The organism is Streptomyces synnematoformans (genome assembly GCF_039531005.1).
In the GTDB taxonomy this organism is placed as follows: Bacteria; Actinomycetota; Actinomycetes; order Streptomycetales; family Streptomycetaceae; genus Streptomyces; species Streptomyces synnematoformans.
Genome location: NZ_BAAAPF010000002.1, coordinates 41,619 through 63,684 on the forward strand (window position 1 = coordinate 41,619; position 22,066 = coordinate 63,684).

Below are 22,066 nucleotides of genomic sequence, written 5' to 3' on the forward strand. Positions count from 1 at the left end.
GCGGAACGGGACGGTGGGGCTCGCCGGTGGCGGTGCCGTCAGCAGTCGCGCAGCTCGGGCGACTGGTTGAGGACCTGTGAGCGCGCGGAGACGAAGCGGGCATGGGCGGCGGCGTTGGCCAGGTGGAACTCCACGTCCTGTCGCTGGAAGACGGCCCAGTCCTTGGGGCGGGCGTCGAGGGCGGCTCGTAGCCGGCGCAGCGTGTGCCGATTGCGTGACTCCAGCTTGCCGCCGGTGCGGCCCCGTTCCCGGGCGCGTACCCAGGCGGACCGCTCGCAGGAGACGATCAGCGGCCTCGCCCCCGAGTCCGAGCCCAGCGCGGTCCGGATGCAGGAGCTTCAGGACGTCGCCGAGCACGACGACGTCACCACGGTCTTCTTCGGGACCTGGTCAGCGACAACACGGCGAAGACCCTCGCGAATGATCAGGGGTTGAAGACCGACGTGCTGACCCGGTCGAGGGCATCACCGGCAAGACGCCGCGAGGGCGGCGCGGGGTCAAACGTCGTCCGCGGTGGCCAGGGTCATGTGCCCGGTCGACGTGATCTCATGGGGCTCGCTGGCGTCCCCGTGAGGATGATCAGTCGTGGCCCGCCTGCTCCGCCGGGAGGCCAGCTAGGTGGGCGGTGAACGCGCCGAGCAGGAACAGATCGGCTCGGTTCACCAGCGCGAGGGCGTCGTTCGGATCGAGCAGCCTGTCGAGTGCGGCTGCGTCTTGGGCGTCGAGTCGGTCCCCGACGCGGTCTGCGATCTGTCTGAACCGGTCGACTATGTAAGCCCGTACCCGATCGTCGACCGGGGCCTGGATATCGAGCAGGAAGGTGCGCGATTCGAGGTGGCGCAGCCCTGCGTCGGCCAAGAGCAGGGGCCAGTCGCGCTCGCCACCGACCGCCGGTGCGGTAAGCGACCAGTGCTGTACGAAGTAGTCACTCAATGCCGCCTCAAGGCGGGAGACGAAGCCCGGTGCCGCCACCCCGTACCCGCCCGGCAGATAGCGGGCCGGGAGCCCTCCTTCGGCCAGCGCCAAGACGCCGCCCGGGGCGAGCAGCCGCCCGAGCCGGCGCAGCGCGTCGACCGGATCCGGGAGGTGGTGGACCACGTGCGAGCTCCATACCACGTCCGCGGGGCCGAGCCGGTCCAGGGCGGCCGAGTCCAATTCGCCCCTCTCGGCCCGGGCCCTGGTGCCGAGGCCGTGGTCGGCGAAGCGTTCGGCGGCCCGCTCGACGAACTCCGGTGTGGCGTCAACCGCGATCACCCCGCTCGCTGGGAAGGCCGCGGCCAGGATCGACGCTGCCCAGCCCGGCCCCGACCCGATGTCCAGAATCCGTGAGGCGTTCCGGCGCTCGGCGAGCCATTCGGCGGCTTGCCGGCCCCAGGGTGCCGAGATCTCGCCCGAGCGCTCCAACTCCGTGAGTTCGTCACTCCACTTCGGGGCCGGCACCCCCGCCACACCTGCACTGCCAGCAGTCATCCGGCTATTCTTACAAGACGATAATCGTTTTCATTTATAGTTTCTCCGGCTACCCCGGCCGCCGTGGGGCGGAGGTGTGGTCACGGATGAGGCGCTGGTACGGGCCGTCGCGTGTGGTGAGTTCGGTGTGCGTGCCGTTCTGGACGATCCTGCCCTGGTCGAGGACGAGGATCTGGTCGGCGTGGGTGACGGTATCGAGGTTGTGGGCGATGAGAAGGACGCTACGGGTGGCGGCGAGGCGGTGGGCGGCCTCGGTGGCCAGGCGGGCGTTTTCGGGGTCGAGGGCGGAGGTGGCTTCGTCCATGAGGGTGAGCGGAGCGGCTTTGAGCAGGGCACGGGCGATGCACACGCGCTGGTGCTGGCCGCCGGAGAGCTGGGTGCCGCCGGGGCCGGCCGGGCTGTCGAGCCCGTCGGGCAGCTCGGCGACGCTGCGTTCCAGCCCGGCGGCACGCACCGCCGCGGCCAGCTCTGTGTCGGTCGCGGCGGGCCTGCCGAGACGGATGTTCTCGCCGATGGTCGTGTCAAGGAGGTAGTCCTCCCGCAGCACCGTGCCGATGTGCGCGTAGAGGTTCTCGGGGCACAGGGCGCGCAGGTCGGTGCCGTCGAGCAGGAGGCGTCCGGTGGTGGGGTCCCAGAACCGGGCGAGCAGGCGGATGAGGGTCGTCTTGCCCGAGCCGGACGGGCCGACCAGGGCGGTCAGGCCCCGGCGGGGCAGGGTGAAGGACACGTCGTGCAGCACGGTCGTGTGGTCGTATCCGAACGAGACGCGCTCGGCGCGGACCAGTTCACCGGTTGCCGGCGCCGGTTCGTCCGGTGTGTGGAGCACGGGCAGCGGCGGGGTGTCGAGGGTGGTCGCGAGGCGGCCGAGGGTGCCCTGCTGGAGACGGAGTCCGGCGGCGAGTTCGGCGCCGGCCGCGGCGATGGCTGTGAGGCGGGCGGTGACCACGATGACGCCGACGAACACGGGGACGGTGAGGGCGCCTGCGGTGACCCGGGCGATGCCGGCGGCGATGAGCGCGGCGAAGAGGGCGTTGAGGACGAGACCGAACAGCAGCAGTCCGGGGACGACTGCGCCGGCTGAGTGCCGGGATGCGGCCCTGACCTGTTCGAGCGCCCGGTCGAGGGCGTCGGTGTCATCGGCGCGTTGGTCGGTACGGATGACCGGCTGCCGGGTGGCGTGTTCGAGGATGCGGTCCGTCGCCTCGGCGGTGACGCGGTGCCGGCGGGTGTCGACGGTGCGGGCGAGGTGGCCGGCGTACCGGGTGGCGGCCCAGGCCACGGCGGTCGCGGCGAGCACGGCCAGGGTGTGGCGCCAGTCCAGCAGGGCGAGGGTGAGCGCGGCGGCCGGCGGGGTGACCAGCGCGGTGAGCGCAGGGCGGAGCAGAAGGGCGGGATACGACATCAGCTGCGGGACGCCGGTCGTGGCGAGGTCGATGGTCCCGGCCTGCCGGGTCGCGGTGAACCAGCCCAGCGGCAGGGCGGCGAGGCGGTCGCCGAGCCGTAGATGCAGGGCGCGTGCGGTGGTGCTGCCGACACGGAACGCGGTCATCTGGGCGGTCCACTGCACGAGGACGAAGGCGAGGGCCGCGGTCCCGAGCGCGATCGTCCACGGCGTCCGATCGCCGGCCGGGTCGAGCCAGGCCGCGACGACGACTCCCACCAGGCCGAGGGCGATGCCGTGCAGGACCGCGGCCGCGGTCAGCCAGGCTGTGAGCACGGTGAGTTGCCGTGCCCCGGCGGGTGGGAGGAGGCGGATCAGAGTGCGGAGCATCACAGGGTCGTTCCTTCCCGGACTCCGGTGCCGGGTCCGGCGCCCGCCAGAGTCCGGTAGGCGGTGCACCTGTCGAGCAGCTCGGGGTGGGTGCCGTCGTCGGCGAGGCGGCCGTGGTCGAGGACGAGAATGCGGTCGGCGTCCCGCACGAGGTGCAGTTGGTGGGTGATGAGCAGGACCGCGCGGTGGCGGGCCTGGTCGTGCAGGGTGGCGAGCAGGGTGGTGCGGGTGGTGGGGTCGAGGGCGGAGAGGGTCTCGTCGAGGACGAGCAGCGCGGGTTCGCGCAGCAGCGCCCGGGCCAGGCAGATCCGCTGGCGCTGGCCGCCGGACAGGTCGGTGTCGTCGCCGAGAACGGAGTCGTATCCGTGCGGGAGGGCGAGGATGTCGTCGTGTACCGCCGCCTTCCGGGCGGCTTCGACGACGCGGCCGTCATCGAGGGGGCGTCCGCCGGTCAGGTTGTCGCGGATGGTCGCCCGCCGCAGGTCGGTGTCTTGAAAGACGTACGCGATCCGCTCGTACAGCGCCGCCTCGCGCAGGTCGCGCAGGTCGGTGCCGACGAGCAGGATGCGTCCGGAGGCGGGGTCGTCGAAGCGGGCGAGCAGGCTCGCCAGGGTGCTCTTGCCGCTGCCGGAGGAGCCCACGAGGGCGACGAGCCCCCGTTCGGGCAGGCCGAAGCTGACCCGGTGCAGGACAGGCCGGTCGTCGGAGTAGTGGTAGGTGACGTTCTCGACGTGGACCCTGCCGCCCGCTTGGGGGGTGGTGTCCCCCCAGGTCAGCCGACGTTGGTCGAGGAAGTCGGCGAGCGAGGCCAGGGCGGACAGGCCGGTGCGGACCGCCTGGAGCCGGGGCCCGGCGACCGCGACCGGGGCACTGATCGCGGGGCCGAGGAGCACGCCCGCGACGAACGCGGCCGGGCTCACCCGGTCCAGGGCGAGACCGAACCCGCCGACCACGGCCAGGAGAACGGCGGTGACGCCGGGGGTCACGACGAGCCAGGACGCGGTGGTGACGGCGGAGGTGCTGCGCGACCAGGCACGGAAGAAGTCATGAAACGTATGTACGGCACCGTCGTAGCGGGTACGGGCACCGCCGGGGCTGCCGTAGATCTTGGCGGTCGGCAGCCCGCGGACGTAGTCGACGATCGCTGTGTTGATGCGCTGCTGCGCGCCCGCGTACGCGGCGAAGTTCGTGCCCGAGCCGCGCATCGCCCGCACGTACCACCAGACTCCGAGCCCGAGCGGCAGCAGAGCGCAGACCGCCAGGCGAACGTCGATCAGGGTGAGCGCGATGAGCCCGGCGACCGGGGTGACGACGAGCGCGGTGGCGTCGAGCAGTGTGTGGGCGACGAGGTAGTGCAGGGCTGCGGTGTCGTCGTGGACGACCTTCTTGATCCGTGCGGCGCCGAGCCCGGTCACGGCCGGTACGGGGGCTCGGCGGACGGCGGCGGCCAGTCGCCGCTGCAGCTGCCAGGTGAGGTCGGCGTCGGCCCGGTGGGTGAGCCAGGTGGCCGCCGCCGAGGCGAGGGCGGCCCCGAGCGGGCCGGCGACCGCGGCGACCACGACGCCGGTGCCGGGGGTCGGGTCGCCGGCGATCCATGCGTCGGTGAAGGCGACGAGGGCGAGCAGGGGCAGCAGCGTGAGCAGGCCGGCGAGGGTCTGGAGCGCCACGGCGGCCGCTAGTGGCACTCGCGCTGGCCTGAGCAGGTCGAAGCGGGTCATTGCAGTCGTCCTTCGGCGAGGGTGAGGATGCGGTCGGCGCGGGCGGCGACCGCATCCTGGTGCGTGATCAGCAGCACCGGCACGCCGGCGTCGTGGCGGAGCCGGTCGAGTGCGTCGAGCACGAGCCCGGTGCTCGCACGGTCGAGCGAGGCGGTGGTCTCGTCGCAGACGAGGACCGCGGGCGCGGCGGCGAGCGCGCGGGCGAGCGCGACACGGTGCCGCTGCCCGCCGCTGAGTAGCTGGGGGGTGCGGTCGCGTACCGCGGCGGGCAGGCTGAACCGGTCGAGGAGGTCCGGGACCGTCGCAGCGGTGGCCCGGCCGTGCCGCCGTGCCGCCGCGAGCGCGCGGGTGAGCGTCGCCTCGACGGTCTCGTGCGGGTGGAGGGCGGCGCGGGCGTCCTGCCCGACGTAGGCGAGGAACGGCCCGCCGGTACGTGCCCGCCCGGCCGCGTCCCATGACAGCTGCACGCCGTGGACACGGAGGTGACCGGACTGGGGAGTGGCGAGACCGCACAGGGTGCGGGCCAGGGCGGTCTTGCCGCTGCCGGAGGGGCCTTGCACGGCGACGAGTTCGCCCGGGCCGAGGCGGAGGGAGGCTTCCCGCAGCAGCGAACGTCCGCCCCGGCGGATCGTCAGCCTGTCGGTGGCGAGCACCGCTGCCTGCCCGCCGCCAAGCGCCGGGGCGGAGCGGTGAACGGGAGGAGGGGCGGGCGCGGGAGCGGCGGTACGGAGCCGCCCCCCGCCCAGTTCGAGCACCCGGTCGGCGACGCGGTCGACGAGCGCGCGGTCGTGGCTGATGAGCAGCACGGCCGGGCGCCACGGCAGGCTGGTGAACGTGGTGCTTACCCGGCGGGCGGTCTCGGCGTCCAGGCCGCTGGTGGGCTCGTCGAGGATGAGCAGCCGAGGGCGGGTGAGGTAGGTCCAGGCCAGCAGGGCTCGCTGCGCCTGGCCCCCGGAGAGCCGGGCGGGGTGGCGGCGGAGCAACCCGGGTGCGAGCGCGGCCGCCGCCGCGGCGTCCCCCAGCAGCAGCGCGCGCTGTCGTCGCGTGTCGCCCGGCCGGGAGATGCGGGCCGCGGTGCGCAGCTGGGCCGAGACGGTACGGCGCGGGTCGAGCGCGCTCGCGGGATCCTGCGGCAGGAATGCGGTGACCCGGCCGCGCAGCGCCCGGCGCCCGGCCGGGGTGAACGGATCCCGCCCGGCCACCCGGACCGTGCCGGTGCGCCGCAGCCCCGGTCCGAGGTGCCCGAGAAGGGCGTGCGCCAGGGTGGTCTTTCCCGCTCCGGACTCTCTCCGACGGTCGCGGTGACGGCTCCGGTACGCAGCTCCAGGTCGATCCCGTCGAGGATGGCGGCGCCCTCGGGGTCGGTCACGGTCAGCGCGGCCACGGTGGCGATCACGGTCATGCCGACCACCCGACCCGTGCGAGATCGCCGACCCGGCCGTGCGCGGCCCGGTCGAGCAGGGCCGTGACCCCGACGGCCAGGAGGACGAGCAGTGCCGCCGGGAGGAGGACCGGCAGCGGGTTGGCCGCGAGGCCGGTGCTGTTCTCCCGTACCATCCGGCCCCAGTTGGCGGCCGGCGCGCCGGCGCCGAGCCCGAGGAACCCCGCGGTGGCCGCGAGTTGGGTGGCGGCGACGAAGCGGATGCCCGCTTCGGCCAGCGCGACCGGTGCCAGCCCGGGAAGGATGTCGTGCCGGATCCGGGCGGACAGCGGATCGCCGCGTGCCTCTGCCTCACGCGCGTAGTCGGTGGCGGCCAGCACGGCCGTACGTTCACGGACCACCCGCACCGAGAACGGTGTGCTCACCACCGCGATCGCGACGGCCACGGCGGCATCGTTGCCCGGGACGCCGGAGGCCAGCAGCAGCAACAGCAGGAGGGCGGGGACGGCGGCAATCGCGTCGACGGACCGCAGCACCGCCTGCGCCGCCCGCCGCCGGCGGGTCGTACCCGCCCAGATCCCCGCAACGAGCCCGGCCGTGCTGCCCAGTACGGTGGCCGCGACGGCCTGCAGGAGCAACGCGCGCCCACCGGTGAGCACTCGGGCCGAGACGTCGCGGCCGAGCACGTCCGTACCGAGCAGCCGGTCGCCGCCGGCGGGCTCGAACGGCCCGCCGACCGGCGCGGTCGCGCTGCCGGCCACCAGCCATGGCCCGGCGAGAGCGGCGATCAGCACCAGCGCCACCGGCACCGCGGCCCACCGCCGCCTGGCGGTCAAGACGCCACCGCCGGATCCGCGGTATGGCGGTGCAGCAGCCGCACGGCGACGTCCCCGGCGAGGAGTACGGCCAGCGTGATCGCCCCGAGCACCAGGCTCAGGCCCTGCACGAGCGGTACGTCACGACTCTCGACCGCCCGGGTGAGTTCGTAGCCCAGGCCCGGCACGTTGAACAGCGTCTCCACGACGATGCCCCCGCCCAGCAGCCCGGCGACCATGACCGCGAGAGCGTGGATCGCCGGACCGGCCGCGTTCGAGACGACCGTGCGGACGTAGCGGGGCCCGCGGACGCCGTTCAGCCGGGCGAACTCGGCGAACGGCATCGCGGCGGTCTGCGCGACCGAGGCGCGCAGCAGCCGCATCGTGGATCCGAACCCGCCCAGCGCGAGCGCCAGCGCCGGCAGCGCGATCAGCTCCGGACGCTGCCACAGTGCCTGCCCGACCGGGACGAGGGCAACCGCCGGCAGCACCGGCCACCAGACCGTGAACACCACGAGCAGTACGGTGGCGACGAGGAAGTCCGGTATGCCGATCAGCCCGACCGTTGCACCGGTCAGAGCCTGGTCGAGCCTCCCGCCCGCGCGGAGCCCGGCCACCGTACCGAGCACACCGGCCAGCGCGAAGATGAGCACCACCGCCGGCACCAGCACCGAAAGGCTCGCGCCGAGCCGCGAGGTGAGGATGTCCCCGACCTCACGGCCCGACACCAGGGAGGTGCCGAGATCCCCCCGCAGCACCCCTGCAATCCAGTCCCCGTACCGCTGGGGCGCCGGCCGGTCCAGACCGAGGGTGGCGCGCACCGCCGCCCGCTCCGCATCCGTCGCGTCCGGGCCCGACACCACCCCGGTGGCGTCGCCGGGCAGCACCTCGGTCGACCAGAACACCGCCACCGAGAGCACGGCGAGGGTCGCCGCGTAGACGGCGAACCTCGCCGCGATCCAACCGGCCATCGTCACGTGTCAGTCGGAGACGGTCGCCCGGGACAGGTCGGGGAACTGCCGCTCCCGCACTCCGGAGACCCCCTCGCGGGCCGCGCTGATGTTCGGCACGAACACCGCACCGATCTGGTTGCCCTTCTCCCACAGCCTTCGCTGCGCCTCGTGCGAGGCCGCCAGCCGCTCCTCGGCTGCCGGGGCACTGCGCGCGGTCTGCACGAGCGCGTCGACCTCCGGGAACGTGCCGGGCACATGGTTCGGCTCGAACATCGCCGGCGGGTTGAAGCCGGACCTGAACGGCAGCGCCAGGTAGGCCGCGTGGTCGGCGAACAGCTGCCCCGGCGGAAGCTCCCGCAGCGTCGCATCCACCCCGATCTCCCGCAGATCCTCCACGACCAGCGTCGCGGCCTCGACCATGCCGGGCAGCTCCGGGCCCGCCGTCAGCTCCACACTCATCCCCTCGGCCCCGGCGTCGGCGAGCAGCCGCCGCGCGCGGCCGGGGTCATGGGCGCGTTGGCCGAGCCCGGTGTCGTAGCTGGGGAAGCCCAGGGCCGGCAGGTCGTTGCCGACGAACGCGCGGCCGTAGTAGACGTTCTTCACGATCCGCTCCCGGTCGACCGCGAGCCTGAACGCCTCCCGCACCCGGGGGTCGTCGAACGGGGCGTTCTCGGTGCCCATCGTGAAGTGCAGATACGACGCGTAGGGCAGTTCGCTCGTGGTGACCGCGATCTCGTCCGTTCCGGCGAGGCTCTGCGCCTGCGCCGGGGCGACGCCGCTGACGAAGTCGACCTGCCCCTGCCGCAGCGCGTTCACCCGGGCCGTGCCGTCCGGGATCGACAGCAGCTCGATCGACTCCGACGGCGGCGCCTGGCCGTAGAAGTCAGGGTTGCGTTCCAGCAGAGTCGACCGTCCCGGTTCGAACGCGGCGATGGTGTACGGACCCGACGACGGAGTCTGCGGGGTGAACCCGGTGGTGCCGTCCTGGATGGCGAGCATGCTCTGGCAGATCAGCTCCCGCCCGTCCGCGACCGGCGACCGGGCCGGCAGCACCACCGTCGAGGCATCCGGCGCCGACGCCGCGTCCAGGTCGAAGCTCCGCGCCGCGAGCATCGTGAACGGCAACCCCTCCAACTCCACCGGTGCGCGCAGCGAATACAGCACGTCCGCGCTGGTCAGCTTCGACCCGTCCGTGAAGCGCACTCCGTCGCGGACGTGCAGGGTGTATTCGGACAGGTCGTCCGCCACGTCGATGGACTCGACCACCCCGTAGGAGACACCGTTCTCCGCACCGGGATCGAGCTCGCACAGCGGAGCGTGCACGAGCTTGGCGCGGACGTAGTCCAGCGCGGTCGGCCCTTTGAGGTAGTTCAACGTCTCCGTCGAGCCGCCCGCGAAAGCCGCCCGCAGAATTCCGCCGGCGCCGCGTCCCCCGTCTTCCGGGGCTGTGGAGCAACCCGTTGCCAGCAATGCGGCGGCCACGCTCACGGCAGCCATCGCAGCCGTCCGTCGGCCCATGGTCGACACCATCCCGGTACCAGCACTTTCTCTGTCGCGACACCGGCGACCGCCAGCGCGTCTACTACGTATACTATAGTGATAATCGTTTTCAAAACGTGGTCACTAGGATCGCCGATGTGGGAAACCCGACACCGCTCAGCCGCGAGAGCATCGTCGACGCCGCGATGGACATCGCCCGCGCGGAAGGGCTGGCGGGCGTCACGATGCGCGCCCTCGCCGCACGCCTGGACGTCACACCGATGGCGCTCTACCGGTACATCGGAGACCGCGGTGAGCTGACCCGCCTGGTCGCCGACCGCGTCGGTGCACTGGTCCGGCCGGCGGCCGCCCCGCACGACGCGAACTGGGAGGAGAGCGTGCGTGCCTGGGCGACGGCCCAGCGCTCGGTACTGCGCCGGTACCCGGGACTCGCCGCCTGGCTCATGGACAACGGCCCCGCCGGCCCTCAGGCGTACCGGCTGCTGGAGCTGCTCGCCGCCGCGCTAGCCGGCGCCGGATTCGACGACGCCAGGGTCGCCCGTGGCAGCGCGCTCATCATGAGCTGGACCTTCTCCCGCATCGCCATCGAGGACAACGCCGACGCCCGCCGCAACGCCCGCCGCCCGAACCGGGCGCAGGCGTTCGTCACCGGTCTGGACACGATCGACGTGTCCGTCTACCCGACCGCGGCGAGGGTGGGAGCGGAGTTCTTCACCCTGTCCATGGAAGAGATTTTTGCTACCGGCCTGGACTCGATCATCGCCGGCCTCACGACACACGGCACTTGATTGGTCCGATGTGCCGTCAGCGGGCCGGACGGTGAGTTCACAGCCGCCTGCGTCGCCGGGTGTGGCAGCCCCGGACGCCGCATCGTCCACCGCACCGACGGCGCCGCTCCGCTGCACCGCGACCCTTCGGTCATGCGCCGGCCGTGGCGGTCACGCGCCATCTGCGTGCGCTCGTCTGCGCGGCCCACATACCGGCGTAGCGCCCGCCGTTCTCCAGCAACTCGGTGTGCGTACCACGTTCGGCGACTCTTCCCTGGTCGATCACGAGGATCTGGTCGGCACCGACCACTGTCGACAGGCGGTGTGCGATGACCAGCACGGTCTTATGAGCGACCAGCGCACCGATGGCTTCCTGGACGGCCACCTCGCTCGCGCTGTCGAGCGCGGCCGTAGGCTCGTCGAGGATGACGATGGGCGCGTCCTTCAGAATGGCCCGGGCGATCGACACACGCTGCCGCTCGCCTCCCGAGAGCGCACCCCCGATCTCGCCGGCCCGGGTGTCGTAGCCGTGGGGGAGGCGGGTGACGAACTCGTGCACGTTCGCGGCCCGCGCCGCGGTCTCCACTTCCTCGTCGGTCGCCCCGGGACGGGCCATCGCGATGTTGGCGCGGATGGTGTCATTGAAGAGGTAGACGTCCTGGAAGACCACCGCGACATGGCGGTAGATCTCCCTGGGTGCGACGCCTCGCAGGTCGGCGTCGCCGATCCGGACGGTTCCGGCTTCGGGGTCGGCGTAGCGGGTGACGAGCTTGGAGATCGTGGACTTGCCTGATCCGGAGGGACCCACGAGCGCGGTCAGGGACCGTGCCGGCAGGGTGACGGAGAGGGCGTCGAGTACGGGCTCGGGGTCGGACGGGTGGTAGCGGAACGTCACGTTGTCGAAGCTGATGTCGAAGCGGTCGAGGCGTGTGTCGATGTCGGCGGCCGGAAGCGGCTCGCTGTCCATGATCTCGGCGATGCGTTCCAGGGACGCCTCCGACAGTTCGAAGACGGCGATCATGGAGGCGGTGTTGGCGAGCGGTTCGGCGAGCTTGACGGCCGCCACCACCAGCGCGACGAGCAGCGCGGCGGACAGGTCGGCGTCGATCACCAGGGATGCCCCCACCGCGACGGCCATGACGATGCCGATCTGCATGGCCGTGGTCGCGACGATACTGGGCAGGGTGAGCGACTTCTGTGTGGTGCTCATGACGTCGGTTTGGTGCTGGAGTGCCTCGTTGAGCCGGCGGGAGGAGGCACCTGCCTGTCCTGTCGCCCGGAGGACGGGCAGGGCCTGCACGTACTCGACGATCCTTGACGACGCGACGGCGTCGGCGGCCGCGCCTGCTCGCTGTCCCTCGCCGGAGCGTCGCTGGATGCCGCGGACGAAGGGCAGTGCCGCGGGCAGCGTCACCAGCAGCACCAGTCCGACGCGCCAGTCGACCGCGAGGATGACGATCACGAGCACGACGGGGACGATGGCGGCCTGCAGGAACAGGAAGGCGATATGGGACGCGCCCATCGACGCGTACGCTACGTTGCCGCCCACCACGGCGCTGAGGTCGCCGGCGGCACGCTTCTCCAGGTCCCGCAGGGGCATCGTGCGCAGCTTCTCGCCGAGTTCGAGGCGCAGGTCTGACATGACCTGCGCCCACTCGTGGTACTGGAACCGGAGTTCCGACATCCGGCAGACGGCTTCGGCCGCGTACAGCGCGACGAACGCGGCGAACCAGGTCCAGGCGGCGGCGCTGTCGACGTCGGGCTGTGCCAACTCGTGGATCAGGCCGATCAGGACGCCGTATGCAGCGGCCTGCGCGACCGAGCCGACGACGGACGCGCGCAGCGCGGTGAGGAACTGACGGCCGCGCGTTCCGGCGGCGAGCATCATCAGGCGGTAGAGGCGCTTCATGCCGGAACCTCCGAACTGTCGGTGGTCGCCGGGGCGGCGGGCCGGCGACCGCCCAGCCCCCAGCCGTCGGCCTTGGTGTGCTGCCGCCACAGGGCGGCGTAGCGCCCGCCGGCGTCGAGCAGGGTGGTGTGGGTGCCGCTCTCCGCGACCTTGCCGTGGTCGAGAACCACGATCTGGTCCGCGTCGACGATGGTGCCCAGGCGGTGCGCGATCACCACGACGGTGCGCCCGCGGGTCAGTTCGGCCAGGGCACGCTGGATGGCGGCCTCGTTCTCCGGGTCCGCGAACGCGGTGGCCTCGTCGAGGACGATGAGGGGCGAGTCGGCCAGGAGCGCCCTGGCGATGGTGATGCGCTGCCGCTGTCCGCCCGAAAGCAGGCTGCCGCGCTCGCCCACGCGGGTGTCGTAGCCGTGGGACAGCTCGGTACGGATGAACTCGTCGGCCTGCGCGGCGCGTGCCGCCGCGCGGACGTCGTCGTCGGACGCGTCGGGGCGGGCCAGCCGGATGTTCTCCGCCACGGTGTCGTTGAGGAGGACGGGGTCCTGGAAGACGAGACCGACGTGACGCAGCAGCACGTCCGGGGCCATGTCGCGGACATCGACGCCACCGACGCGCACCGCGCCCGAGGCCACATCCCAGAACCGGGGGATCAGCCGGGCGACCGTCGACTTGCCCGAGCCCGAGGCGCCGACGAGGGCGCACACCGTGCCGTCGGGGATGTGCAGGCCGACCCCGTCGAGCGCTCTGCGGCCGGCGGGCTCGCCCTCGCCGCTGCCCGCACCGGGGCCGTAGGAGAAGACGACATCCTCGAAGACGACCGAGCCGTCAGCGGGCTGCTGGGGGGCTTCCGGCTCGGGCAGGGGCTCGATGGCGAGGATCTCGTTGATGCGGACGGCCCCGGCGCGGGAGTCGGTGATGAAGTTGCTCAGGTACATCAGCGGCACCACCGACTCGATCGGCATCGTGCCGAGCATTGTGGCGAGCACGAGGTCGATGACGGACATGGAACCCGCCGACACCAGCCAGGTGCCGACCGCGAGGATGATCACCAGGGTGGGAAGGGGCGTCATCGCGGCTCGGGTGAGGACGCCGGCGGTCTTGCCCTGCCGCTGCCAGACCTCGGTTGCCCTGGTGAAGTCCTCGACTCGGTCGGAAAAGCGGGCGAACGAGGTCGTGCCGTCATCGAAGGTGCGGACCACCGGCATGCCCTGGACGAACTCGACGACGGCCTCGTTGACGGCTTCGTTGGCCTCGTCGTAGGCGCGGCGCTGGGCCGCGTAGTCGCGCGTCACGAGACTGAAACCGATCGCCACGGCGGGAACGAGCGCGAGCACCGCCAGCAGCAGCCGCCAGTCGACGACCGCGAGCGCGGCGAGTGCGGCGAGGGGCTGGGCCAGGCTCGCGCCGAGCATCGGCGTCGCGTCGGCCACGGCCCCGTGCAGAGCGCGGACATCGTCCTGGACGACCTTCTTGAGCGCCCCGGAACCGAGGGCCTGGACCTCACCGAGCGGCACGGTCGACAGATGCTCGGCCAGATCGCGCCGGAGTGGTCTCCAGGACGAACGATGCGAGGTGCGACAGGTCGAAGGCCCACTTGCGCATCGCGAACCGGCCGATCATGACCGCCCCGGCGGCGATGAGAAGCCACGCGACCCGGATACCGGACGGGTCGGCGGTGAAGAGTTCGTCCAGCGCGAACCCGACCAGCACCAACCCGGCGACCCCGAGGATCCCACTGACGGCGCCCACGGCCAGGGCCAGACACAGGCGTGCCCGGATACTGCCCAGCAAGACGAGGAGCGGATCCCCGCCGCCCGGCGGTCCCTTGTCCGTGCGCTCAGCCCTGTTGGGCTGTGCCGTGGCGTCCCTGACGGACATGGGTTCCTCCCCTGAGCCATGCGGATACCGGAGCGAATTAGATTATGAAAATCATTATCATATACTCTGAGTCGTGTCCGGCGTCCAGACCGTGGCGCTGATGGACGAGGACGGCGTCGACGGGCTTGATCATGCGGCGCCACGCCGAGTTGCCTCGGCACCGACTCCGCTGTGCCGGGTCCTCCGCCAGTGTGTCGATCAGCCGCCTCGGCAGCCCGACCGCTTGGCCAACCTTGCTGGCGTTGCCCCCGTCCCCCGGGACTCCGGCAACGTGAACGGCAACCTGCACCGCCCCGGCGCTGATCAGCATCCGCAACTGCGAGGCGTCCAGGCGCTTCTACGAACGCAAGCGTGCCGAGGGTAAGCGTCACACCCAAGCGGTCCTCGCGTTGGCCCGCCGACGGGTGAACGTCCTGTGGGCTCTGATCCGTGACGGACGGTGCTATCAACCTGGACTCCCGGTTCACAGCAACGGCTTGATTGAACCGCCCCGGGTCGGATGGAGGCTCGATTTCCTGAGAGGATCGAGCTGTGGCACGTCCGTCCCCTTACCCCGCTGAGCTGCGCCGTCGTGCGGTGCGCATGGTCGCCGAGGTGCGGCCCGACTACGACACCGAATGGGCTGCTATGAAGGCAGTCGCGGCCAAGCTGGGTATCGGCGCGGCCGAGACCGTGCGCCAGTGGGTGCGCCGCGACCAGGTGGATGCCGGTCAGCGGCCGGGCACCACGACGGAGGAGTCGGCCGAGCTGAAGCGGCTTCGCAAGGAGAACGCCGAGCTCAAGCGGGCGAATGAGATCCTCAAGGCCGCGTCCGCTTTCTTCGCGGCCGAGCTCGACCGGCCACACACACGCTCGTGAGCTTCATCGACGAGCACCGGGACCGCTTCGGCGGCGTCGAGCCGATCTGCACCGTGTTGTCCGAGCACGGCATCAGCATCGCCCCGTCCACCTACTACGCGGCCAGAAACCGCCCGGTCTCGGCCCGCGCGACCCGCGACGCCGAGTTCAAGGCGCTCATCCGCCTTGGAGATGGTGCTGTGGCGGCGTGACCGGGCCGGCGTCCCGCCGGTGGCCGGCGAGTTGATACGTCACTCCAACGAGTCGGCCATCGGCCTGTATAAGACCGAGCTGATCAAACCGCAACGGCCGTGGCGGACGTTGTCCGAGGTCGAGCTGGCCACCGCCGAATGGGTCGACTGGCACAACCACCGCCGGCTGCACGGTGAGATCGGCCACGTGCCGCCCGCCGAATATGAAGCCACCTACTACCAGAACACTCAAAACCCGCAGGTCACAGTCACAACCAAGAGCCTCCGAAGAACCCGGGGCGGTTCACGGGCCGTTCGTTTACAGTGCCCCGCTACGTGCTCGACGCAGGCGGCACCGTGGTCGGCAGCCCGCCGCGCGACCACTGCCGGGCGGGACGCCGTACGGGGCAGGCATGCGCATCTTTTCTGTCCAGCCCGGCAACCAATCCGTGTGGCCCGGCAACCACTTGTCGACCAGGTGGCTCGCTCGCCGCGTGCCGCCGAGCGGTTTCCCGTCCGCAGACCGCCATGTAGCGAAGGAGCCCCATGCCCCGAACTGGACGAAAACTCCTCACCCTCACCTCGGCCCTCCTCGCCGCTGTCGTCGGAGTGGTCATCTCCCTGGTCGCGGTTCCCTCGGCTCAGGCCGTCGAGACCGGTGTCTGGTACAACCTGATCAGTAGGCACTCCGGCCTGGCGCTCGATGTCGAGGGGGCCTCGACGGAACCGGGCGCACAGCTTGTCCAGTGGAACCCCACGAACGCCACCAACCAGCAGTTCCGGTTCATCGACGCCGGCGGCGGCTACTACCGTATCCAGGCCCGGCATTCCGGCCACGTGCTGGAGACGTACGAGTGGAGCGCCGACGACGGCGCCACGATGGTGCAGTGGAACGATCTCAACGGCGCCAACCAGCAGTGGGAGGTCCAGGAGAGCGGCGGCTATGCCACCCTCGTCAACCGCCACTCCGGCAAAGCCCTGGACGTCTGGGAACATTCGACGACCCCGGGCGACCGGATCTCCCAGTACGCCCCGACCGGCGCCGCCAACCAGCAGTGGCAGCTGGTCAGGGCCGACGAGGGCGGTCCGGGCGGCGGTGACTGCGGGGCCGGCACCCCGAACGCCACGGTGACCGGCAGCAGCGGCGACTACACCGCCCGCAACGGTTCGAGCACCGTCTACACCGGCGGCGACTACCGCGCGGCCGTCCAGGCCGCGGTCAACTCCCTCACCTCCGGCCGCAACGTTCAGGAGCGGGTGTCCGTCATGGCCTCGGGCTCCATCGGGAACTCGGCCGTCACGCTGCCCAGCCACACCGCCCTTGAGGTCTGCGGCACGATGAACGTCGGCAACCTCTCCGGACGCGGCGCTGTCGAGGCGGTGAACGGGACCAACGTGTCCATCCCGTACATGAACATGACGGGCAGCCCCTACTTCGGGATGCGCTTCTACGGCATGAACGGCCTCCACCTCGGACAGATCAACCTCAACCTCAGCGGCGGCCTCGGCATCCGCTTCGAGCGTGACCAGCCCGGAAGCACCGACGTGAGCATGGACCATGTCACCGTCTCGGGCACGGGCAACCACGGCGTGGAGACCTGGAACGTCGACGGGCTGCGCATCGGCACCGTCGTGGCGCGCAACGTCGGCTACAGCGGGCTGCTGCTCAACAACACGCGCAACGCCCAGATCGGCACGGTCGACGGCGACAACGTCGCCTCCGGCACCGGGTACGCCACCTTCCGCACCGCCAACACCAACGGGCGCCTGTCCAACGGCTCGTACAACACCAACATCACCGTCGACCGGGTCATCTCGCGGGGCGGCGGCCGCGGCATCTTCTGCGTCTCGCAGTCGGGCGGCCTGCTCATCCGCTCGGTCGATCTGGCGAACAACGGCAACAACTCGATCCTGATCGAGAACTGCTACAACGTCACCATCCAGGGCGGCACGGTCAACGGCGGCGGCGAGGTGCGTATCGCCGCGCGCTCCGAGTTCCCCAACACGCGGGACGTCTCGATCACCCTCACCGTGAACAACACATCGGTGCGGGAATCGCCCTGCGGCGACAACACCACCTGGAACATCTCCGGCAACGCGAGCAGGGACATCTGCTGAGACAGGACCTCTTACCCGGGGGCCGGAGCCTCGCCTCCGGCCCTCGACTCCCGCGTACCGCCGCTCGGCACCACCGTGCGGACGGATGGCGCCGTGCGCCGCGGCGCAGCCGGGGCCGGTCGACCCCTCCTGCTGTCAGCCCCGTCGACGTACCGTGGGCGCTTTCTGTCCGTCCGCTCCGGGGGATCTACGATGGCGATCGATTACACCAAGCCGCGGCATCGGCCGCCCGCCGAGAGCTCGGCCATCAGCTTGGAGAAGGTCCGAGCCGCCGCGCCGCGCCTGGTCGACCTGTACAAGACCGCGGGCATCTCCCTGGAGAAGACCGGCCTGTCCGGGCAGCGCGCCGCCGTGTACCTGGTGCTCGACCGCTCTCGCAGCATGAGCAGCCACTACAAGAACGGCACCGTCCAGCAACTGGCGGAGCAGGCGCTGGGGCTGTCGGCGCACCTCGACGACGATGGCACGGTGCCCGTCGTCTTCTTCTCCACCGACGTCGACGGCCTCGCCGAGCTGAACCTGCAGGAGTACGAGGGACGTATCGGCGCGCTGCACGGCAGCTTCGGGCCCATGGGGCGGACGAACTACCACCTGGCCATGCAGGCCGTCATCGATCACTACTCGGCCTCGGGTGCGGCCGCACCCGCCCTGGTGATCTTCCAGACGGACGGCGGCCCCACGTCCCGCACCGCGGCCGAGCACGTGCTGTGCACCGCTGCCCGGCTGCCGATCTTCTGGCAGTTCGTAGGGTTCGGCGATCCGGAGAACAAGCAGTTCGACTTCCTGCGCAAGCTCGACGAGCTACCGGTTCCGGCCAAGCGGGTTGTGGACAACGCCGGCTTCTTCCCGGCCGGTAACGCCCCCGAGGCCCTGTCCGACGCGGCACTTTACGAGGCCCTGACGAGCGAGTTCCCGGACTGGCTGCGCGCCGCACGCGCCGCAGGCATCATCGCGCGCGCATGAGCCGTCCGGCCTCCAGCCAGTCCTCGCCGGTCGCGGCGCTGTGGCCGCTGTCCCGCAGGGCCGCCGCCGGTTCGAAGGAGCGCACCAGGTCCGCCTGGGTGAAGGGCCTGCCGCCCCGCAGCACCGCCTCGGTACGTACGAGCGTGGCGAAGTCGGTGAACGGGTCGCCGTCGATCACCGTCAGGTCGGCGTACTTTCCCGGCTCCAGCGTGCCGAGGTGCCCGGCCGCGCCGAAGACCCGCGCTGGGAGCACGGTCGCGGTGCGCAGTGCCTCGGCGGCGGACAGGCCGGAGCGGTGCAGGGCGCGCAGTGCGAGGTGGAGGTGGAGGCCGACGGGCACGAGGGGTTGGTCGGTGCCGAGGGCGACGAGGCCGCCGGCGGCCAGCACCCGCCGGTAGACGTCCATTTCCGTGGCCAGCGTGGCCAGTTCCGCGGTGGTCGGCGGCTGTCCGGCGCGCTGTTCGACGGCGGCGGTGTCCCAGGGTGGCATGAGTGCGGTCACGCGCGGGTCGGCGGCGAGGGCGGGGTCGGCGCCGAGGAGGGCGAGGGCGGGGAAGGGGGTGGCGACGAGGTGGAAGTCGCCGGTCGCGGTGTAGATCTCGATGAGGTCGGCGTACGAGCGGCCCGTGGCGGTCGTGGCGTGGCCGAACTCCAACCGCTGTGTGGCCTGCAGATGTGTCGTCAGGTCCTGGCCGAGCTGCACGCCTGGGGAGCACAGATGGCTGCCGCTGCGTACGCCGAGCCGCTCGTGCGCGAAGGCCGCGGCCTGGGCCATGACCCAGCCGGGTGCGCGCACGTACGTCTTGATGAAGTCCCAGTCCAGCCCCTCCGCCCGCGCCAGCGAGCGGCGCAGGCCCGCCCGGGTGCCGTGGGCGCGGCTCATGCTGTACGCGACACGCGCGCCGTCGAGCAGCTCGCCGGTGGCCAGCAGCCGGGGTCCGGCCAGGTCGCCGGCGTCGGCGGCCTCGCGGATGCGGGCCTGTTCGTAGGCGAAGCCGCCCAGCGACAGGGCGGTGGTGATGCCGTACGCGAGTTGCAGGGCGGTCTGCCGGCCGCCGTAGGTGGACTGCCAGGGGTGGCAGTGGGCGTCCCAGAGCCCGGGGATGACGGTGCGCGCGGAGGCGTCGACGCGGCGGGCCGCGGGGCGGCCGGCGCGGTGCGGTGCGACGGCGGCGATCCGGCCGCGGCGGATGACGAGGTCGGCGTCGTCGCGTACGGCGTCGGAGGTGCCGTCCCAGAGCCGGCCGGCGTGCAGGACGGTGTCGGGGGCGACGGGGCGGCGGTAGTCGAGCGGGACGCGCACGGTGCGAGCGGCGCCGGTGGCGAGGTCGACCAGGCGCACGCGCCCCGCCGACAGGTACGCCAGTTGCCGTCCGTCGCCGGAGAACGACGGGTGGTCGGCGGCCTCGTCGGTCAGCTGCCGCGGCGTACCGTCCGGTGTGCCGTCGGGCCGTACGGGCAGCAGCCACAGCGCGGACTCCGCGACGACCGCCAGCCACCGGCCGTCCGGTGACCAGACGGGGCCGGAGTCGTAGCGGTCGGAGATCGAGGTGTGCGGCGCGACGGGGTGGAGGCGGGCGGCGCCGGAGGCGGCGTCGACGACACGGATGAGGTTGTAGCCCTCGCGGAAGCGCTGGTTGAGCCGGTTGCGGTCGCACAGCGCCAGGTACCGCCCGTCGGGTGACCAGGTTGGCCGGCCCGGCAGTCCGCCCGCGCCGAGCGGCGCGGCGAGCACCTCCTCCGTACCGGAGTCCGGGTCGCTCACGACGAGATTGCCGGTCATGTCGATGCACGCGAGCCGCCGGCCGCCCGGGGACAGCGCGGGGAAGACCCGGCCGCCCCTGGCGAGCACGGTCTCCTCGCCGGAGGCGAGGTCGCGGCGGCGTACGGCGAACAGGCCGTCGCGGTCGTCTGCGTAGACCAGGCCGCGGCCGTCGGGAGTCCACGCGGGGGCGTGGACGTAGCGGGTCCTGTCCGCCTGCAGGACCTTGCGCGGGCGCCGGCCGCCGGTGGTGTCCGCGATCCACAGCGCGCCGAGCGCGCAGAAGGCCAGCCGCCGGCCGTCGGGCGACAGCGCGGGCAGGTGCACGGCGCGCACCCGGCGCACGCCGCCGTCCTCGAAGTCGTACTCCTTGGCCCGGTACCGGGGACGCTCGACCGGAAGCTCGGCGGTGAAGGGGACCGTCTCCGCCCGCGAGGGAACCGCGGGGTTGAGGATGCGGAACTGCCCGCCGGCGGTAAGCAGCAGTTCCTCGCCGGAGATCCAGCGTGGCGGCACCGGCGCCACATCCGCGTCCCCGGCGCCCCCGGAACCGACGTCGACGGGTGCCCCGTCGACGACGAGGGTGCACGACGCCGAAGGTGCCGTGGTCGTACGCAGATACGCCAGCCGCCCGCCCGGGCTCACCGCCGGAGCCATCACCTGGGACTCTGTGGTCTCCGTGTGCTCGACTCGCACCTCTCCCGGGGCGGGCGCGGCTACGGATGCGACGGTGCGGGCCGCGAGCGGGCCGCGGCTGCCGACCGCGGCGCGTACGAAGAACACCCGCGCGCCGTCCGGCGACCAGGCCGGGTCGAAGTCCTCCCAGGCGCCGCCCTGATGCGGACCGGGCTGGTCCGGCAGCCCGGTCAGCTGCGTCAGCTCGCCGGTGGCCACCTGAAGCACCCAGATGCGGTACGGACTGCCGGCCACCGCGTCGCCACCGCGCTCGGTGCAGAACGCGATGCGCGTGCCGTCGGGAGACCAGGCGGGCGCGCGGTCGTCCCAGGGCCCATCGGTCAGCTGCGCGAGTCCGGAACCGTCCGGGCGCAGCGTCCATAGGTGGAAGCCGCCACCGCGGTACGCGCAGACGACGAGGCGGCTGCCGTCGGGCGCGAAGTGCGGGCGGCTGGGCTCCAGTCCGGCGGTGGTGAGCGCAACCGCCTTGCCATCCGACCGGGGGATCGACCACAGGACGTTCTGCACCTCGGCGACGAGGTGATCGCCGTCGGGGGCGAGGGCGGCGGAGCCGTTGGTGGCGGCGGTGAACGACAGGAACGACAAGGTCGCGCCGGCGGCGGCGCGCCCGACCGCGCCCGGTGCGTCGAGAACGGCACCGGTGGTGGTGACCGCGCCTGCGGCGGCGGTGGCTCGGAGGAAGCGGCGGCGGGAGAGATCGAAAGGCTCTGCGGCGTCCAAGGGTCCCCCCGGACTCGTACGGCACTGGGTGATACGTGACGATACGCAGGATTTCGGGGCTATGCGGATCAGGCATGCGGAACGGCCGCGGAAACGGATCACCCCGCCTGTCAGTTGTACGTTTCCGCACGCGACTGCCGCCCAACGACGCGAACGTGTCCGAATCCGCAGCGAAAGAAGCATTCGCAGGGGCGGCAGACCCCTACCCGCCGCGGCCTGACCACTCGACCCGGTGAACTTCCCGGTCACAGCACAGGCAGCGGGCACAGAACGTGACGGAGCCCGGGAGCATGTCCAGCTCCCGGGCTCCTGCTTGCCACCCGTGTGCGCACACCGGCGGCGTTGAAGAACAGATACCGGCCAGCAGGGCGGGCTTCTGCACGTCCTGGTGAACCCGGGTGAGCTCGTGGAGGGCTTGGACCTGACGCTCTTCTCGACCGCGATGATCTGATTCAGCTTCGGCACACGGCAAACCTCACAACCCCGCGCCGCACGCACATCCGATGTGACGCCCGCCCCGCTCCTTCCGACAGAGAGGCCAGGGCAGCGAGTGTGACCCTGACCCCGGACCGGAGCGCGAAGGTCACCGCGAGTTCGACGCTCTGGCATTCGGGCAT

The 22,066-nt window shown here is 71.9% G+C and carries 16 protein-coding genes and 3 pseudogenes; 7 read left to right on the forward strand and 12 right to left on the reverse strand.

Annotation, left to right across the window (positions count from 1 at the left end; translation table 11 throughout):
• Positions 1–38: 38 nt before the first annotated feature.
• Positions 39–134, reverse strand: a complete 96-nt coding sequence (locus tag ABD317_RS00985; RefSeq protein WP_344286783.1) for a hypothetical protein — start codon at positions 132–134, stop codon at positions 39–41.
• A gap of 100 nt (positions 135–234) precedes the next feature.
• On the opposite strand from ABD317_RS00985, the gene ABD317_RS00990 reads away from it, so the two are divergent.
• Positions 235–435 (forward strand): hypothetical protein, encoded by a 201-nt coding sequence (locus tag ABD317_RS00990; RefSeq protein ID WP_344286785.1) that lies wholly within the window; start codon positions 235–237, stop codon positions 433–435.
• A gap of 144 nt (positions 436–579) precedes the next feature.
• Here ABD317_RS00990 and ABD317_RS00995 read toward each other — a convergent pair whose 3' ends face one another.
• From ABD317_RS00995 to ABD317_RS01025, 7 genes are read right to left on the reverse strand one after another with little or no spacing between them, the layout of a single operon-like run.
• Positions 580–1,470, reverse strand: a complete 891-nt coding sequence (locus ABD317_RS00995; RefSeq protein WP_344286787.1) for a class I SAM-dependent methyltransferase — start codon at positions 1,468–1,470, stop codon at positions 580–582.
• Positions 1,471–1,519: 49 nt separating this feature from the next.
• A complete protein-coding gene (locus ABD317_RS01000) occupies positions 1,520–3,241 on the reverse strand; it encodes an ABC transporter ATP-binding protein (RefSeq protein WP_344286789.1) in 1,722 nt (573 codons plus the stop codon).
• Positions 3,241–4,959, reverse strand: coding sequence for an ABC transporter ATP-binding protein (locus ABD317_RS01005; protein WP_344286791.1), 1,719 nt, complete (start codon positions 4,957–4,959; stop codon positions 3,241–3,243). The genes ABD317_RS01000 and ABD317_RS01005 overlap by 1 nt, the downstream gene beginning before the upstream one ends.
• Entirely contained in the window at positions 4,956–6,386 is a 1,431-nt protein-coding gene (locus tag ABD317_RS01010; RefSeq protein ID WP_344286912.1) for an ATP-binding cassette domain-containing protein, read from the reverse strand. The genes ABD317_RS01005 and ABD317_RS01010 overlap by 4 nt, the downstream gene beginning before the upstream one ends.
• Positions 6,358–7,176, reverse strand: a complete 819-nt coding sequence (locus ABD317_RS01015; protein ID WP_344286793.1) for an ABC transporter permease subunit — start codon at positions 7,174–7,176, stop codon at positions 6,358–6,360. The genes ABD317_RS01010 and ABD317_RS01015 overlap by 29 nt, the downstream gene beginning before the upstream one ends.
• A complete protein-coding gene (locus ABD317_RS01020; RefSeq protein ID WP_344286914.1) occupies positions 7,173–8,126 on the reverse strand; it encodes an ABC transporter permease in 954 nt (317 codons plus the stop codon). The genes ABD317_RS01015 and ABD317_RS01020 overlap by 4 nt, the downstream gene beginning before the upstream one ends.
• A gap of 9 nt (positions 8,127–8,135) precedes the next feature.
• Positions 8,136–9,482, reverse strand: a complete 1,347-nt coding sequence (locus tag ABD317_RS01025; protein ID WP_344286795.1) for an ABC transporter substrate-binding protein — start codon at positions 9,480–9,482, stop codon at positions 8,136–8,138.
• A 263-nt stretch (positions 9,483–9,745) separates the two neighbouring features.
• Here ABD317_RS01025 and ABD317_RS01030 point away from each other — a divergent pair, with 263 nt between their 5' ends.
• Positions 9,746–10,396: a TetR/AcrR family transcriptional regulator gene (locus tag ABD317_RS01030; protein ID WP_344286797.1), complete on the forward strand. Its 651-nt coding sequence runs from the start codon at positions 9,746–9,748 to the stop codon at positions 10,394–10,396.
• 130 nt (positions 10,397–10,526) lie between these two features.
• Here the strand turns inward: ABD317_RS01030 and ABD317_RS01035 are convergent, their stop codons facing one another.
• Genes ABD317_RS01035 through ABD317_RS01045 form a run of 3 tightly spaced genes read right to left on the reverse strand, consistent with a single transcriptional unit; the run spans position 10,527 to position 14,162 of the window.
• Positions 10,527–12,284, reverse strand: coding sequence for an ABC transporter ATP-binding protein (locus ABD317_RS01035; RefSeq protein ID WP_344286799.1), 1,758 nt, complete (start codon positions 12,282–12,284; stop codon positions 10,527–10,529).
• Positions 12,281–13,798 carry an ABC transporter ATP-binding protein gene (locus ABD317_RS01040; RefSeq protein WP_344286801.1) on the reverse strand — a complete coding sequence of 506 codons (1,518 nt, stop codon included), beginning with the start codon at positions 13,796–13,798 and terminating at the stop codon, positions 12,281–12,283. The genes ABD317_RS01035 and ABD317_RS01040 overlap by 4 nt, the downstream gene beginning before the upstream one ends.
• Complete coding sequence (locus tag ABD317_RS01045) at positions 13,785–14,162, reverse strand: hypothetical protein (protein WP_344286803.1); 378 nt, start codon at positions 14,160–14,162, stop codon at positions 13,785–13,787. The genes ABD317_RS01040 and ABD317_RS01045 overlap by 14 nt, the downstream gene beginning before the upstream one ends.
• Before the next feature lie 217 nt (positions 14,163–14,379).
• Here ABD317_RS01045 and ABD317_RS01050 point away from each other — a divergent pair.
• From ABD317_RS01050 to ABD317_RS01065, 5 genes and pseudogenes are all read left to right on the forward strand, one after another.
• Positions 14,380–14,722 (forward strand): annotated as a pseudogene (locus ABD317_RS01050) (hypothetical protein); the annotation flags it as partial.
• Positions 14,694–15,184: pseudogene (locus ABD317_RS37665) on the forward strand (transposase); the annotation flags it as partial. The pseudogenes ABD317_RS01050 and ABD317_RS37665, both read left to right, overlap by 29 nt.
• Before the next feature lie 7 nt (positions 15,185–15,191).
• A pseudogene (locus ABD317_RS37670) lies at positions 15,192–15,407 on the forward strand (integrase core domain-containing protein); the annotation flags it as partial.
• 329 nt (positions 15,408–15,736) lie between these two features.
• Positions 15,737–17,308 carry an RICIN domain-containing protein gene (locus ABD317_RS01060; protein WP_344286805.1) on the forward strand — a complete coding sequence of 524 codons (1,572 nt, stop codon included), beginning with the start codon at positions 15,737–15,739 and terminating at the stop codon, positions 17,306–17,308.
• Between the two features lie 192 nt (positions 17,309–17,500).
• Positions 17,501–18,271 carry a VWA domain-containing protein gene (locus tag ABD317_RS01065; RefSeq protein ID WP_344286807.1) on the forward strand — a complete coding sequence of 257 codons (771 nt, stop codon included), beginning with the start codon at positions 17,501–17,503 and terminating at the stop codon, positions 18,269–18,271.
• Here the strand turns inward: ABD317_RS01065 and ABD317_RS01070 are convergent.
• Positions 18,255–21,449, reverse strand: coding sequence for an amidohydrolase family protein (locus tag ABD317_RS01070; RefSeq protein ID WP_344286809.1), 3,195 nt, complete (start codon positions 21,447–21,449; stop codon positions 18,255–18,257). The two genes, ABD317_RS01065 and ABD317_RS01070, sit on opposite strands and share 17 nt — an antisense overlap.
• Positions 21,450–22,066: the final 617 nt, after the last annotated feature.